This is a genomic window from Sulfitobacter sp. TBRI5 (assembly GCF_051013555.1).
Classification (GTDB): Bacteria; Pseudomonadota; Alphaproteobacteria; order Rhodobacterales; family Rhodobacteraceae; genus JL08.
Genome location: NZ_CP112884.1, coordinates 354,372 through 371,582, shown reverse-complemented (window position 1 = coordinate 371,582; position 17,211 = coordinate 354,372). Strand labels below are relative to the sequence as shown.

The 17,211-nt window shown below is 57.2% G+C and carries 17 protein-coding genes; 7 read left to right on the top strand and 10 right to left on the bottom strand.

The features are described 5' to 3' along the window. Window positions 1-7: 7 nt before the first annotated feature. The 4 genes from OLX72_RS01960 to OLX72_RS01945 are packed head-to-tail and all read right to left on the bottom strand — an operon-like array spanning window position 8 to window position 3,687. Window positions 8-1,201 (bottom strand): endonuclease/exonuclease/phosphatase family protein, encoded by a 1,194-nt coding sequence (locus OLX72_RS01960; RefSeq protein ID WP_433989671.1) that lies wholly within the window; start codon window positions 1,199-1,201, stop codon window positions 8-10. A 4-nt stretch (window positions 1,202-1,205) separates the two neighbouring features. Further along, on the bottom strand, window positions 1,206-2,180 hold the full coding sequence (locus OLX72_RS01955) for a threonine ammonia-lyase (protein ID WP_433989670.1): 975 nt from the start codon (window positions 2,178-2,180) through the stop codon (window positions 1,206-1,208). Further along, complete coding sequence (locus OLX72_RS01950) at window positions 2,177-3,001, bottom strand: alpha/beta fold hydrolase (RefSeq protein WP_433989669.1); 825 nt, start codon at window positions 2,999-3,001, stop codon at window positions 2,177-2,179. Before OLX72_RS01950 ends, OLX72_RS01955 begins: the two co-directional genes overlap by 4 nt. Continuing rightward, window positions 3,001-3,687 carry a haloacid dehalogenase type II gene (locus tag OLX72_RS01945; protein WP_114869096.1) on the bottom strand — a complete coding sequence of 229 codons (687 nt, stop codon included), beginning with the start codon at window positions 3,685-3,687 and terminating at the stop codon, window positions 3,001-3,003. The genes OLX72_RS01950 and OLX72_RS01945 overlap by 1 nt, the downstream gene beginning before the upstream one ends. Before the next feature lie 191 nt (window positions 3,688-3,878). Between OLX72_RS01945 and OLX72_RS01940 the strand changes: the two genes are divergently transcribed. The 3 genes from OLX72_RS01940 (at window position 3,879) to OLX72_RS01930 (ending at window position 6,734) form a co-directional block, all read left to right on the top strand. Then, window positions 3,879-4,307: an FKBP-type peptidyl-prolyl cis-trans isomerase gene (locus OLX72_RS01940; RefSeq protein WP_433989668.1), complete on the top strand. Its 429-nt coding sequence runs from the start codon at window positions 3,879-3,881 to the stop codon at window positions 4,305-4,307. 224 nt (window positions 4,308-4,531) lie between these two features. Then, a complete protein-coding gene (locus tag OLX72_RS01935) occupies window positions 4,532-5,059 on the top strand; it encodes a GNAT family N-acetyltransferase (RefSeq protein WP_114872091.1) in 528 nt (175 codons plus the stop codon). A gap of 145 nt (window positions 5,060-5,204) precedes the next feature. Beyond that, the gene (locus OLX72_RS01930; protein ID WP_433989667.1) at window positions 5,205-6,734 is read left to right on the top strand and encodes a phospholipase D family protein; all 1,530 of its coding nucleotides are present in this window, start codon (window positions 5,205-5,207) and stop codon (window positions 6,732-6,734) included. Between the two features lie 91 nt (window positions 6,735-6,825). Here the strand turns inward: OLX72_RS01930 and OLX72_RS01925 are convergent, their stop codons facing one another. From OLX72_RS01925 to fabA, 4 genes are all read right to left on the bottom strand, one after another. Continuing rightward, window positions 6,826-7,122: a hypothetical protein gene (locus tag OLX72_RS01925; protein WP_114869097.1), complete on the bottom strand. Its 297-nt coding sequence runs from the start codon at window positions 7,120-7,122 to the stop codon at window positions 6,826-6,828. 71 nt (window positions 7,123-7,193) lie between these two features. Continuing rightward, window positions 7,194-7,985 carry an enoyl-ACP reductase FabI gene (locus OLX72_RS01920; RefSeq protein WP_114869098.1) on the bottom strand — a complete coding sequence of 264 codons (792 nt, stop codon included), beginning with the start codon at window positions 7,983-7,985 and terminating at the stop codon, window positions 7,194-7,196. 9 nt (window positions 7,986-7,994) lie between these two features. Continuing rightward, the gene (gene fabB / locus OLX72_RS01915; RefSeq protein WP_433989666.1) at window positions 7,995-9,224 is read right to left on the bottom strand and encodes a beta-ketoacyl-ACP synthase I; all 1,230 of its coding nucleotides are present in this window, start codon (window positions 9,222-9,224) and stop codon (window positions 7,995-7,997) included. 29 nt (window positions 9,225-9,253) lie between these two features. Beyond that, window positions 9,254-9,760, bottom strand: coding sequence for a bifunctional 3-hydroxydecanoyl-ACP dehydratase/trans-2-decenoyl-ACP isomerase (gene fabA, locus OLX72_RS01910; protein ID WP_114869100.1), 507 nt, complete (start codon window positions 9,758-9,760; stop codon window positions 9,254-9,256). Window positions 9,761-9,944: 184 nt separating this feature from the next. On the opposite strand from fabA, the gene irrA reads away from it, so the two are divergent. The 3 genes from irrA (at window position 9,945) to OLX72_RS01895 (ending at window position 12,563) form a co-directional block, all read left to right on the top strand. Further along, entirely contained in the window at window positions 9,945-10,373 is a 429-nt protein-coding gene (gene irrA, locus OLX72_RS01905; RefSeq protein ID WP_114869101.1) for an iron response transcriptional regulator IrrA, read from the top strand. A gap of 723 nt (window positions 10,374-11,096) precedes the next feature. Then, window positions 11,097-12,104: a hypothetical protein gene (locus tag OLX72_RS01900; RefSeq protein WP_433989665.1), complete on the top strand. Its 1,008-nt coding sequence runs from the start codon at window positions 11,097-11,099 to the stop codon at window positions 12,102-12,104. 249 nt (window positions 12,105-12,353) lie between these two features. After that, window positions 12,354-12,563: a hypothetical protein gene (locus OLX72_RS01895; protein WP_162797907.1), complete on the top strand. Its 210-nt coding sequence runs from the start codon at window positions 12,354-12,356 to the stop codon at window positions 12,561-12,563. 1,334 nt (window positions 12,564-13,897) lie between these two features. On the opposite strand, the gene OLX72_RS01890 is transcribed toward OLX72_RS01895, so the two are convergent. Next, complete coding sequence (locus tag OLX72_RS01890; protein ID WP_114869104.1) at window positions 13,898-14,278, bottom strand: hypothetical protein; 381 nt, start codon at window positions 14,276-14,278, stop codon at window positions 13,898-13,900. A gap of 219 nt (window positions 14,279-14,497) precedes the next feature. Between OLX72_RS01890 and OLX72_RS01885 the strand changes: the two genes are divergently transcribed. After that, complete coding sequence (locus tag OLX72_RS01885; RefSeq protein ID WP_114868711.1) at window positions 14,498-15,556, top strand: IS110 family transposase; 1,059 nt, start codon at window positions 14,498-14,500, stop codon at window positions 15,554-15,556. 472 nt (window positions 15,557-16,028) lie between these two features. Here the strand turns inward: OLX72_RS01885 and metK are convergent, their stop codons facing one another. Further along, window positions 16,029-17,210, bottom strand: coding sequence for a methionine adenosyltransferase (metK, locus tag OLX72_RS01880; RefSeq protein WP_114869105.1), 1,182 nt, complete (start codon window positions 17,208-17,210; stop codon window positions 16,029-16,031). Between the last annotated feature and the right edge of the window lies 1 nt (window position 17,211).

Genomic DNA, 17,211 nt, shown 5'->3' with positions numbered 1-17,211 from the left:
GTGGCCCTCACTCTTGTTTCATGCGCATGTGCGCGACGATCTGCCCGTGATCCGATGCCAGCTTGTTATAGGGGGCTTCGGCGTGGCTGCCATCGGTCAGATGATCGTTCAGAACGCTGAAATATTCCATTTCGCCGATGGATTTGTCAAAATCGGGCAGGAAATGGCGTGACATGTAAATCTGGTCGATGCTTTCATAGACCCCGCCAAAGGCTGACGTGTAGACCATATCGCGCAGGGATTTGCGCACAAACAGCTTTTCCGCGGAATGCAGTTTAACCGCCTCGACCGCTTCGGTGATCTGTTCGTTTTCTTCCTTGCTGTAGCGGTCATTGGCGGCAATCGCATCATGGCGCAGCATCCATGCGTAATTGCGGAACGGGCGTTCACCGCTGATGATCTCGGAACTGACGGCATGTTCGCCATCGTTGAAATCACCCGTCACCATCACCGGATGGCCGGCCTGCAATTCTGTCAGAATGGCGGCGCGCAAGACCCAGGCTTCGGCCATGCGGCGCAAGCCCGCGCGCATCGCCCCCATGGCCCGCCCGATCGGGTCATATTGGGTCAGGTCCGCTTCGGGCGCATATTCGGCCCCCGCCGGCGTGATGAATTCGCCCAGCTTTGACTTCAGGTGACAGTTGAAAACCGTAATCACGCGCGACCCGACAGCGATCCGTACCTTCAGGATCGGTCGCGACAGGCGGGTGATCTGATAATGCCCCGCATCACCGCCCCCCAGTTCCTGCAACGGGATGACCAAAGGTGCCGGCAAATGCTGGATCACTTCGGGCGCATCCACAAACCCAAGGCGCGAAATCACCGCCAGACCGGGGCGCCGCTGGCCCGGTTCACCATCATTCACGTTGGGCGCAAAGGCAAAGGCGGCATCGGTATAGGGCGTGTAGGCCAGTTTTCGAAAGATCGCCTTTTTGCGATAACCTTTGGACCTGTCCGGGATCGTGGCCTCGTTGCCTTCGCTGCCCAACCGGTCGGCCTCGTCTATCACATCGCGCAGCGCCTCTTCCTCGAACACTTCCTGAAGACAGACAATGTCGGCGTTCATCTTCAACACCTGTTCCGCCATCCAGTCTTTTTTCCACGCGTATTCCTCGGGCGTGTAGGATTGGAACTTGTAATACTCCCGGTCCGGCCCGATCAGGTTCTTCACGTTGAAACTGGCAATGGTGAACCGGGTCATTTGATCACTCTCCGAACCGGGCAAGTGCGGATTGATACACATCCCCATCCACATTGCCGCCCGATGCCGTGACGATCACGGCGTCGCCTTCGCTTTGGTCAGGGTGAAACAGCGCCGCGGCCAGTGCCACAGCACCACCGGGTTCCACCACGATCTTGAGCCGCGAAAACGCCAGTGCCACGGCGTGCAACGCCTCATCTTCGCTGACCACAACGCCCGCCCCGCACAGGCGCTGCATGATCGGAAAGGTCAGTTGCCCGGGTGCGGGCGTGATGATTGCATCGCACAACGAACCCGATGTGCGGTTGTTGCGCACGATCCCGCCCGAAGCCAGCGAACGGGCCACATCGTCAAATCCTTCGGGTTCCACCGGACGGGGGCGCAGGCCGGGTGCGACGGCTTCAAGCGCAAGGGCGATGCCCGACAGAAACCCGCCACCGCCGCAGCACACCAGCACGTCAGCGTTTTCAACGCCTTCTGCGCGCGCCTGTTCGGCGATTTCCAGCCCGGTCGTGCCCTGACCGGCGATCACCAGTGGCTCGTCAAACGGTTTGATCAGGGTCAGGCCGCGTTCTTGCGCCAGCGCGCCGCCGATTTCGTCGCGGTCTTCGGTTTCGCGATCATAGAGAACCACTTCGCCGCCCAGTGCGCGGGTATTTTCGATTTTCATCTTCGGGGCGTCTTCGGGCATGACGATCACCGCGCTGGTACCATGCGCGCGCGCTGCCAATGCCACGCCTTGGGCATGGTTGCCGCTGGAAAACGCGATCACACCCCGGCTGCGGGTTTCGGGATCCATTGCCGACAGGGCCGACCATGCGCCGCGAAACTTGAAACTGCCGGTATGTTGCAGGCATTCGGCCTTTACGAACACGCGCCGCCCCGCGATGTCGTCCAGAAAGGGCGATGACAACAGCGGCGTGCGCCGCACATGCCCGTCAAGCCGCTGTGCGGCAGCGTTGATCATGTCGATGTTCATGCCAGCTCTCCCAGCCAAGTGCGCAGGGCCAATACGGCCTCGGGTTCGTCAAGAAACGGAATATGGGCGCGATCAGGCACCTCGGCGACGATCATGTCTGGGCGGCGGCGCACCATTTCCGCCAGCGTGTCCACCGACAGCAAATCGGAATTCGCGCCGCGGATGCAGCACAGCGGCTTGCCATCCAGCGCATCAAACAAAGGCCACAGATCGGGGGCCGGCGTGGCGCCTGCCGCCTCGACAGCGTCGCGCAGGTGCGGATCGTAATTGATCTTCAATCCCTCTGGGATGGCAACATAAAGCTTTTGCACCTCTTCCAGCCAGCGCTCGGGCGGGACATTGGCAAAGCCTTTCATATAGGCCGGGCGCTCTGCCGCGGCTTCGGCGTGGGTTTTCCATTTCGGATTGCGCCCCAGATAGCCCATGATGTTGGTCAGTCCGGCGGGGTCCAGTTCCGGCCCGATATCGTTCAGCGCGACGCCGCTGATCCGGTCGTGCGCCCCGGCGGCCAGACCCATTGCGATCAGCCCGCCGCGCGAAGTGCCCAATATGGCCGCCTTCTCAAGCCCCAGATGATCCATCAGGGCCAGAACATCGCCCGCTTCGGTGGGGATGGTGTAGGTTGTCCAGTCCTTGGCCCAGACAGATTTGCCGCGCCCGCGATAATCCAGCTTGATCAGGCGGGCATCGTGCAGATGCGGTGTGACATAATCAAAATCGGATGCATTGCGGGTCAGCCCTGACAGGCACAGAATTGCGGGGCCGTGGCCCTCATCGGTATAATGCAGCGTCAAACCGTCTGCTGTCTGAAACGTCGCCATCACACACCCGCCAGTTCAGGAATGCGCACCAGATCCTGAAGCATGTGTTTGGGCCGCCATGGCAGGCGATCCACCGGATCGCCGGCGCGATTGACCCACGCGGTTTCAAACCCGTATCCGCTGGCCCCTGCGGCATCCCATCCGTTCGAGGATACGAACAGAACCTGGTCCTTGTCACAGCCGAACCGCTGCCCGACCAGATCATAGACCGCTTCCGCCGGTTTGAAGATACCGACCGTTTCAACCGAAAGGACATCATCCAGAAGATCGCCGATCTGCGCCGACGCGACCGCCCCCTGCAACATGTCGGGCGATCCGTTCGACAGGATCGCGGTGTTCAGCCCCGCCTGTTTCAGCGCCGACAACATGGCGGGCACCTCGGGATAGGCCTGCAATTCCCAGTAAAGCGCCAGCAGGCGTTCGCGCAGGGCGGCATTGCCCGCCAGCCCTGTTGCATCCAACGCCCAGTCCAGCCCGTCCTGCGTGACAGTCCAGAAATCGGTATGCGCGCCGGTGATTGCGCGCAACCATGTGTATTGCAACTGCTTGAGCCGCCATGCCTCGGCCAGTGCGGGCCAGCGTTCGGCCAGATCGCCCGCACCCGGTTCGCCTGCCGCCACGCGGGCGGCGGCGGCCACGTCGAACAGCGTGCCGTAAGCGTCGAAAATACAGGTGGTGATGGGCATTCTGATCCTCCGGGTTCGGGTGCAAACTGACACGGGCAGGGCAGGGGGAAAAGGGGCTATTCACACGCGACCCCGTCCGGCCGCACCGGCGCGTGTTTGCATCCCGCGGCATGGCTTGTTACGCTGATTGTATCAACGCCGCGCCTTTGCGCCGCACAACCGAAAAAATCAAACCAGATTGGACGAAATTCATGACCGAAGTCAAAGCGGGTGACACCGTACAAATCCACTATACCGGAACCCTGCTGGACGGCAGCGTGTTTGACAGCAGCCAGGGCCGCGACCCTCTGGAATTCAAGGTCGGGTCCGGCATGATCATTCCGGGGCTTGATACTGCATTGCCCGGCATGACCGTAGGCGACAAAAAGTCTGTCAACGTGTCCTGCGACGAGGCTTATGGCCCCGTCAAACCCGAAATGCAGCAGGGTGTGCCGCGTTCCGGCATCCCCGCCGATATCCCGCTTGAGGTGGGCACGACATTGCAGATGCAAACCCCCGACGGGCAGGCGATGCCGGTTGTCGTGGTCAACGTCACCGAAGACGAAGTGACGCTGGATGCCAACCATCCGCTGGCGGGCAAGGACCTGACATTCGACATCGAACTGGTCGCCATCGCGTAACCTGCAAGAACATTTCCCCCGCCAACCGCAACCCTGCGGCGGGCGGGGGTGCCGTGTGCTTTTGTCATGCCGTGGCGATGAAAAGCCGGGGTGCCGGAACAGGTGCCAAACAGGCTTGCGCTTGTTCAGGTGCCCGACAAACAGGCTTGATGAATGACGGGCCATAGACCACACTCAAACCCCTGACAAAAGTGGATGCGCGTTGGCGATGTTTGGGGGGCCGTGTGAGCAATATCAGGATCGAATGGTGCAAGGCTCTGCCGCCAAAGGACGAACTTGACGTTATCCTGTCGCAATATTACGACCTTATCGTCGTAAGAATGCAGGCCATGGGCTTAGAACTGGATCCTGCCGCCCCAAAAAGCGCGCTGGCGGAATTCTGGGAGAATTCGGACGATTATTTACCGCCGCAAGGCTGTCTGGTCGTTGCGCGCAACGATGCCAATGAAATAATCGGATGCGGCATGCTCAAACGTCTGGATCAGGACACCGGCGAATTGAAACGGGTATTTGTGACGCAGGCCGCGCGCGGAACCGGAACCGGCAGAGCATTGATCGAAGCGCGCGAAACAGCGGCGCGCAGCATGGGATTGAAACGGCTGATCGCAGATACACTTACGCCCAATGTCGAAATGCGAAACCTCTATCCAAAGCTCGGGTTTGTCGAACTGGACACGCCGATTGAAACGACGACATACAAGGATCAACCGATGCTGCGCCCGCATCTGCACTATTTTTCAAAGGATCTGTGAAGCCTTTTGTTTCCTGTCTGAAAGTGCACCTCGGGTGATGGTCATGATCGGATTTGCTCTTGTCTTCGGTGGAACCTAGCCGCTAGGCTTGCACCGCGCGAGGTGCCGACAGGTGGCGAAAGTGACGCAAACCGGAGTGACATTGATGAGAATTCTGGCCGTGGCGGCAGGGCTGACACTGCTCTATTTTTCGGCCTGTTCACCAACCGAGCGGACCTTTGAACAGACGCCTTCCTTTGCACTGGAATCCCCGACAAATTCGGGCCTCACACGGGCTGTGCAGGGCTTGGGCGATCCTGGCGATGGTCGCTCTGGCATCCGCCTGATCGGCAACGGAGAAGAAGCGCTGGCCGCGCGTCTGGCGCTGGCGGCGGCGGCCGAACTGACCATCGATGCGCAATATTACCTGTTGCACAATGATCAGACCGGACAGGTCTTTGCGTGGAGCCTGCTGGATGCTGCGGACCGCGGCGTGCGGGTCCGGCTTTTGCTGGATGATATGGACACCAAGGGTTACGACGCCACAACAGCTGCGCTTGAATCCCACGAGAATATCGAAATTCGCCTGTTCAACCCGTTCTGGCGCGATCAAAGCCGGATCGCGGCGGGGCTGACCGATTTCAGACGCATCAACCGCCGGATGCACAACAAATCAATGACCGCCGACAACGCCATGTCGATTGTCGGTGGGCGCAATGTGGGCGATGAGTATTTTCTGGCCAAGCGAGAAATGAACTATTCAGATCTTGATCTGCTGGTGGCGGGGCCGGTTGTAAATGACATTTCGACCAACTTTGATGCCTACTGGAACAGCGCCTTTGCCGTGCCGGCCAGCGCGGTCGTCGGAACCGATGGCGGCGTCAGTCTGGAGGGCGCGCGCGACCGGCTAAACCAGATCATGGGCGACGCCCGCGAGACGAAATATGCCGATGTCGTCAACGCTGCGACCGAACAAAGCTTTACACCCTCGACACTCGAACTTTTCTGGGTGCCCGCGAAACTCTATTCCGATCCACCGTCCAAGGCGGCGGGCGAGGACGACAGCGGTGAAATCCTTGCCTCGCAACTTATTCCCTATTTCGTCAACGCCCAATCCAAGGTCGAGATCATTTCCGCCTATTTCGTGCCCCGCAAACGCGGCACCGAATGGCTGCGAGAGCTTGAGGGCCGCGGCGTTGACGTGTCCGTCGTTACCAATTCGCTGGCGTCCAACGATGTGAAACCGGTCTATGCGCACTATGCCCGCGACAGGCGCAGGCTTCTGGAAGGCGGCGTTGCCCTTTACGAGGTGAAACCCGATGCGGACCGCGAAAAACACCGTGGCGTCAACTGGGGTGAATCCCGATCAGGGCTGCACGCAAAGGCGTTTACCATTGATTACCGATATCTGTTTGTCGGATCGTTCAACTGGGATCCGCGCTCGGTCAATATCAACACCGAAATGGGCATCCTGATCGAGTCGCCGTCCTTTACAAAACGGGCATCGAATGCGTTGCGCGATGTTTTGAAAGACGAAACCTACGCCGTGACGCTGGACGAAGATGATCGGGTGTCTTGGACGGAAACAACACCGGACGGAACGCAGAGAATCTATTACCGCGAACCTACCGGATCATCCTGGGATGCGTTCATGTCCGGGGTTTATGGCCTGCTTCCCATCGGATCGCAGCTTTGACATCTGCGGCGGGTCGGGCGCGTCGTGAACCAGACGTGACGGCAGTGTCATCGTTCCGAATTGCCTGGCCCGTCTGGCGGCGATCGCCAGTCTAGGGATACCGGTTTACCTTGACGCTGCTGGTCGGCAGTTGAGTGACCACAGGTTTGGATTTCGGTTCCGGCGCGCGATCATCCATCAGGTCATCGGGATTTTGTGGGCCGGTCATGCCAGCCACCACTTCCAACCCGCGTTCCAGTTGTTTGGCGATGTCGGGATCGGACCACAAGGATGCTGAAATCAGCAGGCCCAGAACGGGGATCAGCAGGCGCCCGGCCCAGCGGGCGCGGCGTGCTCTGACCTGATGCCGTTTCTGGCGCCGGTCCGGTTCGGTCGGTGTCTGCGTCATGGCAGGGAAACTAACGCAGGCCCGTGTCAGAAATGGGGCGAATCTGCGCTGAAACTTCGCGTCCTTGCGCGTTACAGATAATCCGGTTGCGGCATGCCAAGGATGTGAAAGCCGCCATCGACGCGCACAATCTCGCCCGTGGTGCAGGCGCCTGCATCCGAGGCCAGATAGACGGCTGTTCCGCCCACCGCCTCAAGCGTGGCGTTGGCGCGCAGGGGCGCGTTCTGATCGGTGTGTTTATAGGTCTTGCGCGCGCCGCCAATGGCCGCACCGGCCAGCGTTTTCATCGGGCCGGGCGATATCGCGTTCACGCGGATGCCTTCGGGGCCCAGATCGTTGGCCAGATAGCGGGTGGCCGATTCCAGCGCGGCCTTGGCCACACCCATCACGTTGTAATTTGGCACAACGCGGTTCGATCCCTGATACGTCAGCGTCAGCAGCGTGCCGCCCTGGTCTTTCATAAGAGGATAGGCACGGCGGGCGATTTCAATGAACGAATAGGCGCTGATATCCATCGAATTCTTGAAATTGGCGCGGCTGGTGTTCAGAAACCGGCCCGTCAGTTCGGATTTGTCAGAAAACGCGATCGCGTGCACAACAAAATCGATCGTCGGCCAGCGCGATCCCAGCGCGTCAAACGCCGCATCAAGGGACGCATCGTCGGTAACATCCACATCGACCATGAAATCCGATCCGACACTGGCCGCCAAAGGTTCCAGCCGCTTGCCAAAGGCTTCGCCCTGATAGGTAAAGGCCAGCTCTGCCCCGGCCTCGTGCATGGCCTTGGCAATGCCCCAGGCGATCGACCTTTCATTGGCAACGCCCATGATCAGGCCGCGTTTACCCTCAAGAAGCTTTGTCATGTGCGTGTTCTACCCTTTGAATTTCGACAGGATCATCGACCCGTTGGTGCCGCCAAAGCCAAAGCTGTTGGTCATGACACTGTCCAGTCCGGCATTGTCGACCCGTTTGGTCGCAATTTCGGCTGGGTCCAGTGCCGGGTCCAGCGTTTCCACGTTGATGGATTGGGTGATGAAATCCTGATCCAGCATCAAAAGACAGAATATCGCCTCAAGCGCGCCGGCCGCCCCCTGGGCGTGGCCTGTCATTGACTTGGTCGAACTGATCGGAGGCGTGCTGCCCTGGCCGAACACACGGCGCACGGCCTCGACCTCGCCGACATCGCCGACGGGTGTCGATGTGCCATGGGCATTGATGTAATCCACACGACGTCCTTCAGGCAGGGTGGACAGGGCGATGCGCATCGCGCGTTCGCCGCCTTCACCGGATGGGGCCACCATATCGTGGCCGTCCGATGTGGCCCCGTATCCGGTCACCTCGGCGTAAATCTTGGCGCCGCGCGCCACTGCATGATCAAGGTCTTCCAGTACGACAATGCCGCCACCGCCCGAAATCACGAAGCCGTCGCGGTTTGCATCAAAGGCGCGCGATGCCGTTTCCGGCGCGTCATTGTATTTGCTGCTCATCGCGCCCATCGCGTCGAACAGACAGGACAGGGTCCAGTCCAGCTCTTCTCCGCCACCGGCAAACATCACGTCCTGCTTGCCCATCATGATCTGTTCGGCGGCGTTGCCGATACAATGCAGCGATGTCGAACAGGCGGATGTGATCGAATAGTTGATGCCCTTGATGTGGAAGGCCGTGGCCAGATTGGCCGAAATCGTCGACGACATGCATTTGGGCACTGCAAAGGGGCCGATCCGCTTGGTCGCGCCCGAACTCAGCACCGTCTGGTGCGCGGCGAACATGGCGCTGGTCGATGGCCCGCCCGATCCGGCCACCAGACCGGTGCGCGGGTTGACGATATCGTCCTCGCTCAGACCCGCATCGGCAATTGCCTCGCTCATCGCGATATGCGCATAGGCCGCACCCGGCCCCATGAACCGCAATGTCCGTTTGTCGATATGTTCGGCCGGATCAATCTTGAGCGTACCGGCGATCTGGCTGCGAAACCCGTGTTCCGCCATGGTCGGGCTGGCTTCGATTCCGCTTTTTCCGGCTTTCAGCGAAGCCAGAACTTCGGATGCATTATTTCCGACAGAGGAAACAATCCCCAATCCGGTGACAACAACGCGGCGCATTGGCGACTCTCCCTTTTTGGTCCTTGGCCTTACGATGTGGCCAGACCAACCTTCATATCTTTAACCACATAAATCTCTTCGCCGTCGGCAACAACCCGTCCATCGGCCACGCCCATTTTCAAACGGCGGTCGATCACGCGGGTGAAATCGACGTAATAGGTCAGCATCTTGCGGTCGGGCTTGACCATGCCAGTCAGCTTTACTTCACCCACACCCAGCGCCATGCCGCGCCCCTGCCAGCCGCGCCAGCCCAGATTGAACCCGGTCAGCTGCCACAGCCCGTCCAGCCCCAGACAGCCCGGCATGATCGGATTGCCCGGAAAATGGCAGGCGAAGAACCACAGGTCGGGGTGAATATCGAATTCGGCGACCACGTGGCCTTTGCCATGCGCGCCACCATCGGCACTGATGTCGGTGATCCGGTCCATCATCAGCATCGGGGGTTCGGGCAATTGCGCGTTTCCGGGGCCAAACAGCTCTCCGCGGGCGCATTTCAGCAGGTCGTCTTTGTCAAACTGGGTTGGATAGTCTGCCATACCGGCGCTTCTCCTGTGTTCTGGCTGCTCTTGTTGCCCCGTCTAGCATCGCGTGAAAGGGTCCCGCAAGGGTGCGGCAAAAGATGTAATATTCAGGATTAGAACGCGTGCTGCGACTTATTTTCAATTGAAATTTGTCCGTTTCGCCCTTTATATAAGGAAAGTTGCAAAAACGAGGCTTTCAATGAGCACGGACCTGACATCCAGCGCCCACACACGCGGCACGGAATGGCTAAGCGGCGCAGGGCTGCGCCCGACGCGCCAGCGTGTGACGCTGGCGGCGCTTCTTGTGGGCGACGGCCAAAACCGCCACGTCACCGCGGAAAGCCTGTTTGCCCTGTCCAAGGATCATGGTGAATCCGTATCGCTGGCAACGGTCTACAACACATTGCGCGCCTTCTGCGATGCGGGCCTGATGCAGGAAGTTACCGTTGACGGATCAAAAAGCTATTTTGACACCAACGTGCATGACCACCCGCATTTCTACTGGGAAGACGAAGGCCGGCTGAGCGATGCGCCCGCCGACCAGCTGGTTATCTCGCGCGTGCCCGATGCCCCCGCCGGTGCTGAAATCGCATCGGTCGACGTTGTGATCCGGCTGCGAAAGCGCTGAAGCGTTCGCCGGATGGAAAAAGCGCGGCTCAGGTCCAGCGCTTTGCAGTACATGATGCAGTAGACGACACCGAGGCTTGAAGCGCGCGGTCAACTCCCGGCATAGAGCTCTTGCCGGGACGATGGCGGCATTCGATACGTTGGCCGGGGAGCGGTTGATCGCTGCACAATGCACCAAGGTCCGGAGTGCGGAAAAAACGGTCATTGTTGTTCATCCATTAAGCGATCAAATCGATCTGAAGGAGTCCATCAAAATGTTCCGGATCCAACGGTGGAAGGCATAATGCAATCTGACTCGCCCATCGATTGAACCGGATCACCCGGATCACATTCCTGACCTGAGATTGGGTATTTACCATCGTTTTCGCATCCCGCCAAAACCAAAACCAAGCAGAACGCTGTTGTTAAACACACGGGCTTCATATTCGTGTCCTTTCGATGAAATCAGGCCCGTCGACTTTATCCGTACCAACCGCATCTAAATTGATTTCAATCAAATAACGGCCCCGGACCATCGCCGGATTCTGGAAGAGTACTTTTCTGCTCCTGATCTGAGCCCGTTTCGACATTCTCAACAATGACACGCAGTGCTCAGGACTGTCTGTGTTTCAGTGCTTAATGCGTCAAATTTTGGTCATATTCTGGAGAACGGCTTGTGATACAAATTTGCCGTGTCTTTGCGACATTACTACCTTGATATTCAGTATTTTCCAAAGAGGTTGCCATGACCAATCAACTTTCCAAATCACTCATCAGCGCGTTGATCGTTGCGGCAATGAGCTCAACACCAGTTGTAACCAGCGTCGTAGCGCTGGCCGTTTCGGCAGACACAGCACATGCAAAAAACGGCAACGGCGGCGGCAATGGTGGGAATGGCGCATCCAATGGCAATGAAGGTGCATCCAGTAGCGCCTCTGGAGGACGCGGCAATTCGAAATCCCGCGCAGATAAAGGCAAGAGCAAGAGCGCTGATAGGGGAAAAGGACGCTCAAGGGGAACGGGGTTGGGTTTGGCAGGCTTGTCAGGTTCATCATTATCTGACGCAATCAGCTCGGTGTTTTCCGGAAACAAGGGAAAACGCAGTAAAGAGGCAAAGCAGGCCCGTTCGACTGTTTCGAAAAACCAGCACGGTAAAGTCGCAAGCAACCTAAAAGGCCTGAACGCTGCCCATGCCAGTCAAACAGCACGATTGAATGCCAGCCCAAATAGCCGGGTCGGCAAGATCGCAGGTTATCAGGAAGCGACGATAGGCGTGATCGGACTGACGGACCAGATTGCGGCCCTGAACGAACAGGTCGACGACACAGTGGCTACAACTGCGGAATTTGTTGCCGAGAATATTTCCGAGGATAGCTCGGTTTCACCCGAGGACATAGCGGAAGCAATTGATGCACTTGATCCTGCGGCGGATGATTATCAATCCGATGTGGACGCGATCGCGGCCGCACTGAGTGGGTTGGATCCAAACGACCCGGAAAACCAGCAGTCTTTGACTGAGATTGCGGAAAGCATTGATGATACGGTGACAGCACAGGACGCGCAGGCAGAACTGGCTGAAAACATCGCCGAGCTTGAAGGTGATCTGGATGATTCGAAAGCAAATCAGATTTCGGCATTGTCAGAGGCTTATGCTCCACAGGACGTCGACGACCTAACGGAAGATGCCCTCTCAGAACTGCATGGTCTGCTGGGACTTGATGAGGCTTCAATCCCAGAGTTGTCCACAGAATGAAGTAAGTTCGGTAAACTTCGGCAGAACATGAGCCGCTGTTCAAACGCAGCGATACCGGCCGCGCTTGCGAATGACTTCTACGCTAAAGGAGTTGCAATTGGCTCAGTGCAATCATTCGCTGGATTTTGTTGGGCGTCTGCTGAGTACCGGTGAGCGGTCGATCGAATTAGATTATGTGAAATTTCCGACCCGAACGGCCGCTTTCTTCAGAACCTGACGTTTGAATGTTCTGAATTCTTGGAAGCGTGTATGTACAAAGCTTTCCGCAAGTTGGATCGGGCGGAAATCCTCGCAATTCAAAGCTTTGCTCAAAGGCGCATTTCGCCTGTCAAAATCCGTTTACGAACGGAAAGGGCGCAACTACCGGGCCTGCGTGTTGCGATGAATGAACCGAAAGCCCTGGCAACAGGTGTGCGGCGTGCTTTCGGCTGGCAACGGTTTCTAGAACAGAATTTCTAGAGACTTTGCGATGAGAATTATCGCGGTCGAAACGACAGCGACATACGTCAGTATGAACGGGAAATCTAGAAACGGATTCGCCCGGAACGGTACGGATAAATCAATTGCTTCGTGCGTCGCTTCTGCCGCAGCTTGGGACAGTGACATGTGGCAAAAAGCAACGCACGTAGCAAGAAAAGTCATACTCAAAGGCCCTATAAACAAGGATACTGGTTACAAACACAAACAACACTGGATGGTATGGAGAACAACAAACCCATTCAGCACGCTTTAGTTGTAGAGGATTGGCAGAAAGTGTCAATTAGTAGACCCTAAGGTGTAATTTTGTACACTAACGTTGTGAGATGGCACCTTAAGCCACTGTCATCGCTTGATAAAACAGAGATTCAAGAGCGGTAGTTACTTTACCAAAATGACCCAGAAACAGTCTTATTCCTAACAAGAACCTATTCAATACTGAGCTGGTTAGTAACGAGTTCGTTGGGTTTCCAGATGAATGAACTGCATAAGGAAGGGCACGATGACCCCTTCGTCATTTGTAAAAAGTACATCCCGAGTTTTTGGGAACGCTCAGCAGAGATCGCCGAAGTGTGCGTTATTGCGCTGCTTGTCTGCGCTTCGGTTTATCATCTTATACTGAGCTAACGCGCAGTCCGGCTTTCGTCAGCAAGGCGAAGGCCGGATGCGACGCTGGTTCTGTGGACCTTTTGGGCAGTGGGGAAAAGGTCGCACCAATTCCCCCTTGCATATCAAAAGGCCACTACTACTTTAAATTGTGGTAGCGGCGTTTGTCGCGCACGAGTTTTCTTGGGTTGGGGTCAGTGTTCTGGTTTACCCCACCGTATGTCCGGCCACTGAATTTGGCGAACGTTGCTACCACCCCATCAAAAAAGAGAAAGCTTTTGCTGCGGTATGCTTCTGCGCACCTCTATCGCGTCTTTGGGAAAAGACGACCCGTCGCGAACTTTGAAAATGAATGAAGCGCGACGGACCGTTTTTCCTTGCTGGGGGGACATCAGCACTCAAAGCGGTAGCGATACAAAGGCGCCTAAATGATAGTAATGCACCGTTTTTAGTTTTGCCCGTCAGGTGGACTGGGTGGACTTATGCCTGCGGCGCCAATGGGTGGCCAGGTATTCGTAGCTCTGAGCCAACAAAAAGGAACTGCGTCAACGGTAGCTTCGGCCCAAGTCAGACACTGAAGAGAATTGCTGAGATGACCGAGTTGCGGGACAACCCGGGCCAATGCGGATTTGGCACAATCGGTTGCGTAGGTAATGGTGACACACGTTACCGAGCGAATACCTCAGTAATTATTGAACAAAGAACTACAGTCAATTCAGCAAGGCATCCACCAGTCCAACAAAAGCGATAACCCGCCCGGTGTCCGGGCTGATGCGGAAAACTTCTCGCCCAATCAGATAGTAAAGATCACCTTCGCGCAGCCCATAGCGCTTGGCATCCCGTATGATACGATAATCTCCGTAAATCCGGTCACCAACATCATAGCGGGGGCGATAATCTGGATAGCGCTTCTTTGCCTGCCCGGGTGGAATACATGGTGGGTTCTTCTTGGCCAGACCAGGTGGACAATTTGCGATGATACCCGGGCCAGAATTCTTTGCGCCTTTCCCTTTGCCATTTCCGGCCAAAGCCGGAGTTGCAACGAGAAACATCGCCACCAACGCTGCGGAAAAGCAAGATTTTACCATCATTTCCGATGCTCCTTTTGCTCCGCATCCTAGCTGAGTTGCTAGAACAGGTCTAATCTCTGTGCATTTTTCCGCTGATTTTTGGGGTGCGTCTGATGGTCTAGGTCATTTGCATTGCTGCAAATGCGAGCGTCAGCGGGGAAGTATGACCGCTAATGGGATGTACCGGCTGCTTCACCCAGCAGGTTAGGCTTGGCCTATACTGCAAAAAGGAGAAGTAGCATGGCGAAGAATGATTTTGATGAGCTGATGTCAGTTGGCGTTGATATCGGCAAAGACGTATTTCACTTGGTTGGCTTTGACAAAGAAGGTCGGCTTGTTTTGCGCAAGAAGATCAAACGCATGGCGTTGGTTGCGACGTTTGAGGAGCTGCCGCAATGTATTGTCGGGATGGAAGCTTGCCTGAGCGCGCACTTTGTCAGCCGAACGCTGAGCAAGATGGGGTTCGAGCCCCGGATCATTCCCGCGATTTATGTGAAGCCTTTCAACAAGGGCCAGAAGAACGACTACAATGACGCTGAAGCTATTGCAGAAGCCGCTTTGCGTCCCAATCTCAAGACGGTATCGGAGAAGACGCAGGAGCAGCTTGATCTCCAGGCGCTGCATCGCGTTCGGTCACGGCTTGTGTCACGTCGGACAGCAGCAATGAATCAGATCCGGGCCTTTCTGATCGAACAGGGGATCACTGTCCGACGTAGTGTCGCGGCTCTGCGCGCCTCGCTCGAAGCCATTCTTAGCAATCGCGGCGACGAGATGTCCTTGCGGATGCGGAGATTGATCCTGGGGCTCCAACAGGATTGGATATGGCTGGATAAACGGATCGATATGACCACATCTGAAATCAAAGAGGTCAGCGAGACCGAGGAAAGCTGCCAACGTCTGATGACCATTCCGGGCATCGGGCCAATCATCTCAACGGCTGTGGTTGCAGCTGTCGGGACCGGCGAGGCTTATGATCGGGGGCGAGATTTTGCGGCTTGGCTGGGGCTCGTTCCGCGACAACACAGCACCGGCGGGCGCACCATCCTGGGTCGTATCACAAAACGAGGCAGCCGGTATCTCCGCATGCTGTTTGTGCAGGCCGCGCAGGTCATCATGATGCGACCGAAGAACTGGCATAAGTTTAGTTTTGGCGCATGGTTGGAAGCCGCCGCGACGCGCATGCAGCACAACAAGCTCGGCGTGGCGCTTGCCAATAAGCTAGCGCGGATCGCATGGAGTGTTCTTAACTCAGGCAAGGACTTCGATTGGATGGAAAAAGAATTGGCGACTGCGATCTGATCACAGCCGCAAACGACGTTCGTAAACCTCAAATGCATGGAACAGAATAAAAACGCACTCAAAGTCTGAGAGCCCGAATGGTCATAATCGACCTGTCCGCTAATGAGACAAAGGCGCGTGCGTACTCCCAACAGGGCCACGGCAAGCAACACAAGCCGATCCAAAGGCCGGATACATATCAGCGACTTCCAGAAGACATGCAATTGAACACTTGCGAACAGCAGCCGGTACATACATCGGGCTCTATCCGGTCATTCGTGCCGGGTACAGCATCCGGTAATTTGGGTTCATTGCGGACATTCGTTCGCCGCGCAGCATCGTGCAAAAATGGGCTCAGACCTGCCGTTCGCTGCATCATCTACGAAGGTCGGCTCTGGGCCGAATGCTGTAGCTCCATCACACCCACACACAAAACCACCCCCGCAATTCCTTGCAGGGGCGGCTTTCTTGCAGTCAGACTTGGGCTGGTGCCCTAGACCTCTTTCAGAAGCGCCTCGACCAGATCGGTTTTTTCCCAGCTGAACCCGCCATCGGCGTCCGGTTCGCGCCCGAAATGGCCATAGGCCGCGGTGCGCTGATAGATCGGTTTGTTCAGTTGCAGATGCTCGCGGATACCGCGGGGCGTCAGGTTCATCACCCGATCAATGGCCTTTTCGATGGCTGCCGGGGGCACATCGCTGGTGCCGAAGGTTTCGCAATAGATCGACAGCGGTTTGCTGACCCCGATCGCATAGCTCAGCTGGATGGTGCAGCGGTCTGCCAGTCCGGCGGCGACCACGTTCTTGGCCAGATAACGCGCGGCATAGGCGGCCGAACGGTCCACCTTGGTCGGGTCCTTGCCGGAAAACGCACCCCCGCCATGCGGGGCCGCGCCGCCATAGGTATCCACGATGATCTTGCGCCCTGTCAGGCCCGCATCGCCATCCGGCCCGCCGATCACGAAAGTGCCGGTGGGGTTCACCCACCACTCCGTTTCGGGCGTGATCCAGCCCTCTGGCAGAACCTCGCGAATGTAGGGTTCGACAATGTCGCGGATATCATCGCTGGTTTGCCCAGCGTCGGCGTGCTGTGTCGACAGAACGATAGAGGATACGCCAACCGGCTTGCCGTTCTTGTAGCGCACGGACAGCTGGCTTTTGGCATCGGGGCGCAGCGTGGGTTCGGTGCCGTCCTTGCGGACCTCGGCCAGACGGCGCAGGATCGCATGCGCATAATGAATGGGCGCCGGCATCAGCATGTCTGTTTCGTTGGTGGCAAATCCGAACATGATGCCCTGATCGCCCGCGCCTTCGTCCTTGTTGTCGGCGGCGTTCACGCCCTGGGCGATATGGGCCGATTGTTCGTGCAGCAGGTTGGTGATCTCGCAGGTGGCGTGGTGAAACTTGTCCTGCTCGTATCCGATATCCTTGATACAGGCGCGCGCGATGTCTTCGATGCGGCCCATATAGTCGTGCAGTTTTTCCTGATCCGACAGGCCCACTTCGCCGCCGATGATCACGCGATTGGTGGTGGCAAAGGTTTCGGCGGCCACCCGCGCTTCGGGTTCTTCGCTTAGAAACGCATCAAGAACCGCGTCGGAAATGCGATCGCACACTTTATCGGGGTGTCCTTCGGAAACGGATTCCGAAGTGAAAATATAGTTCTGCCGTGACATG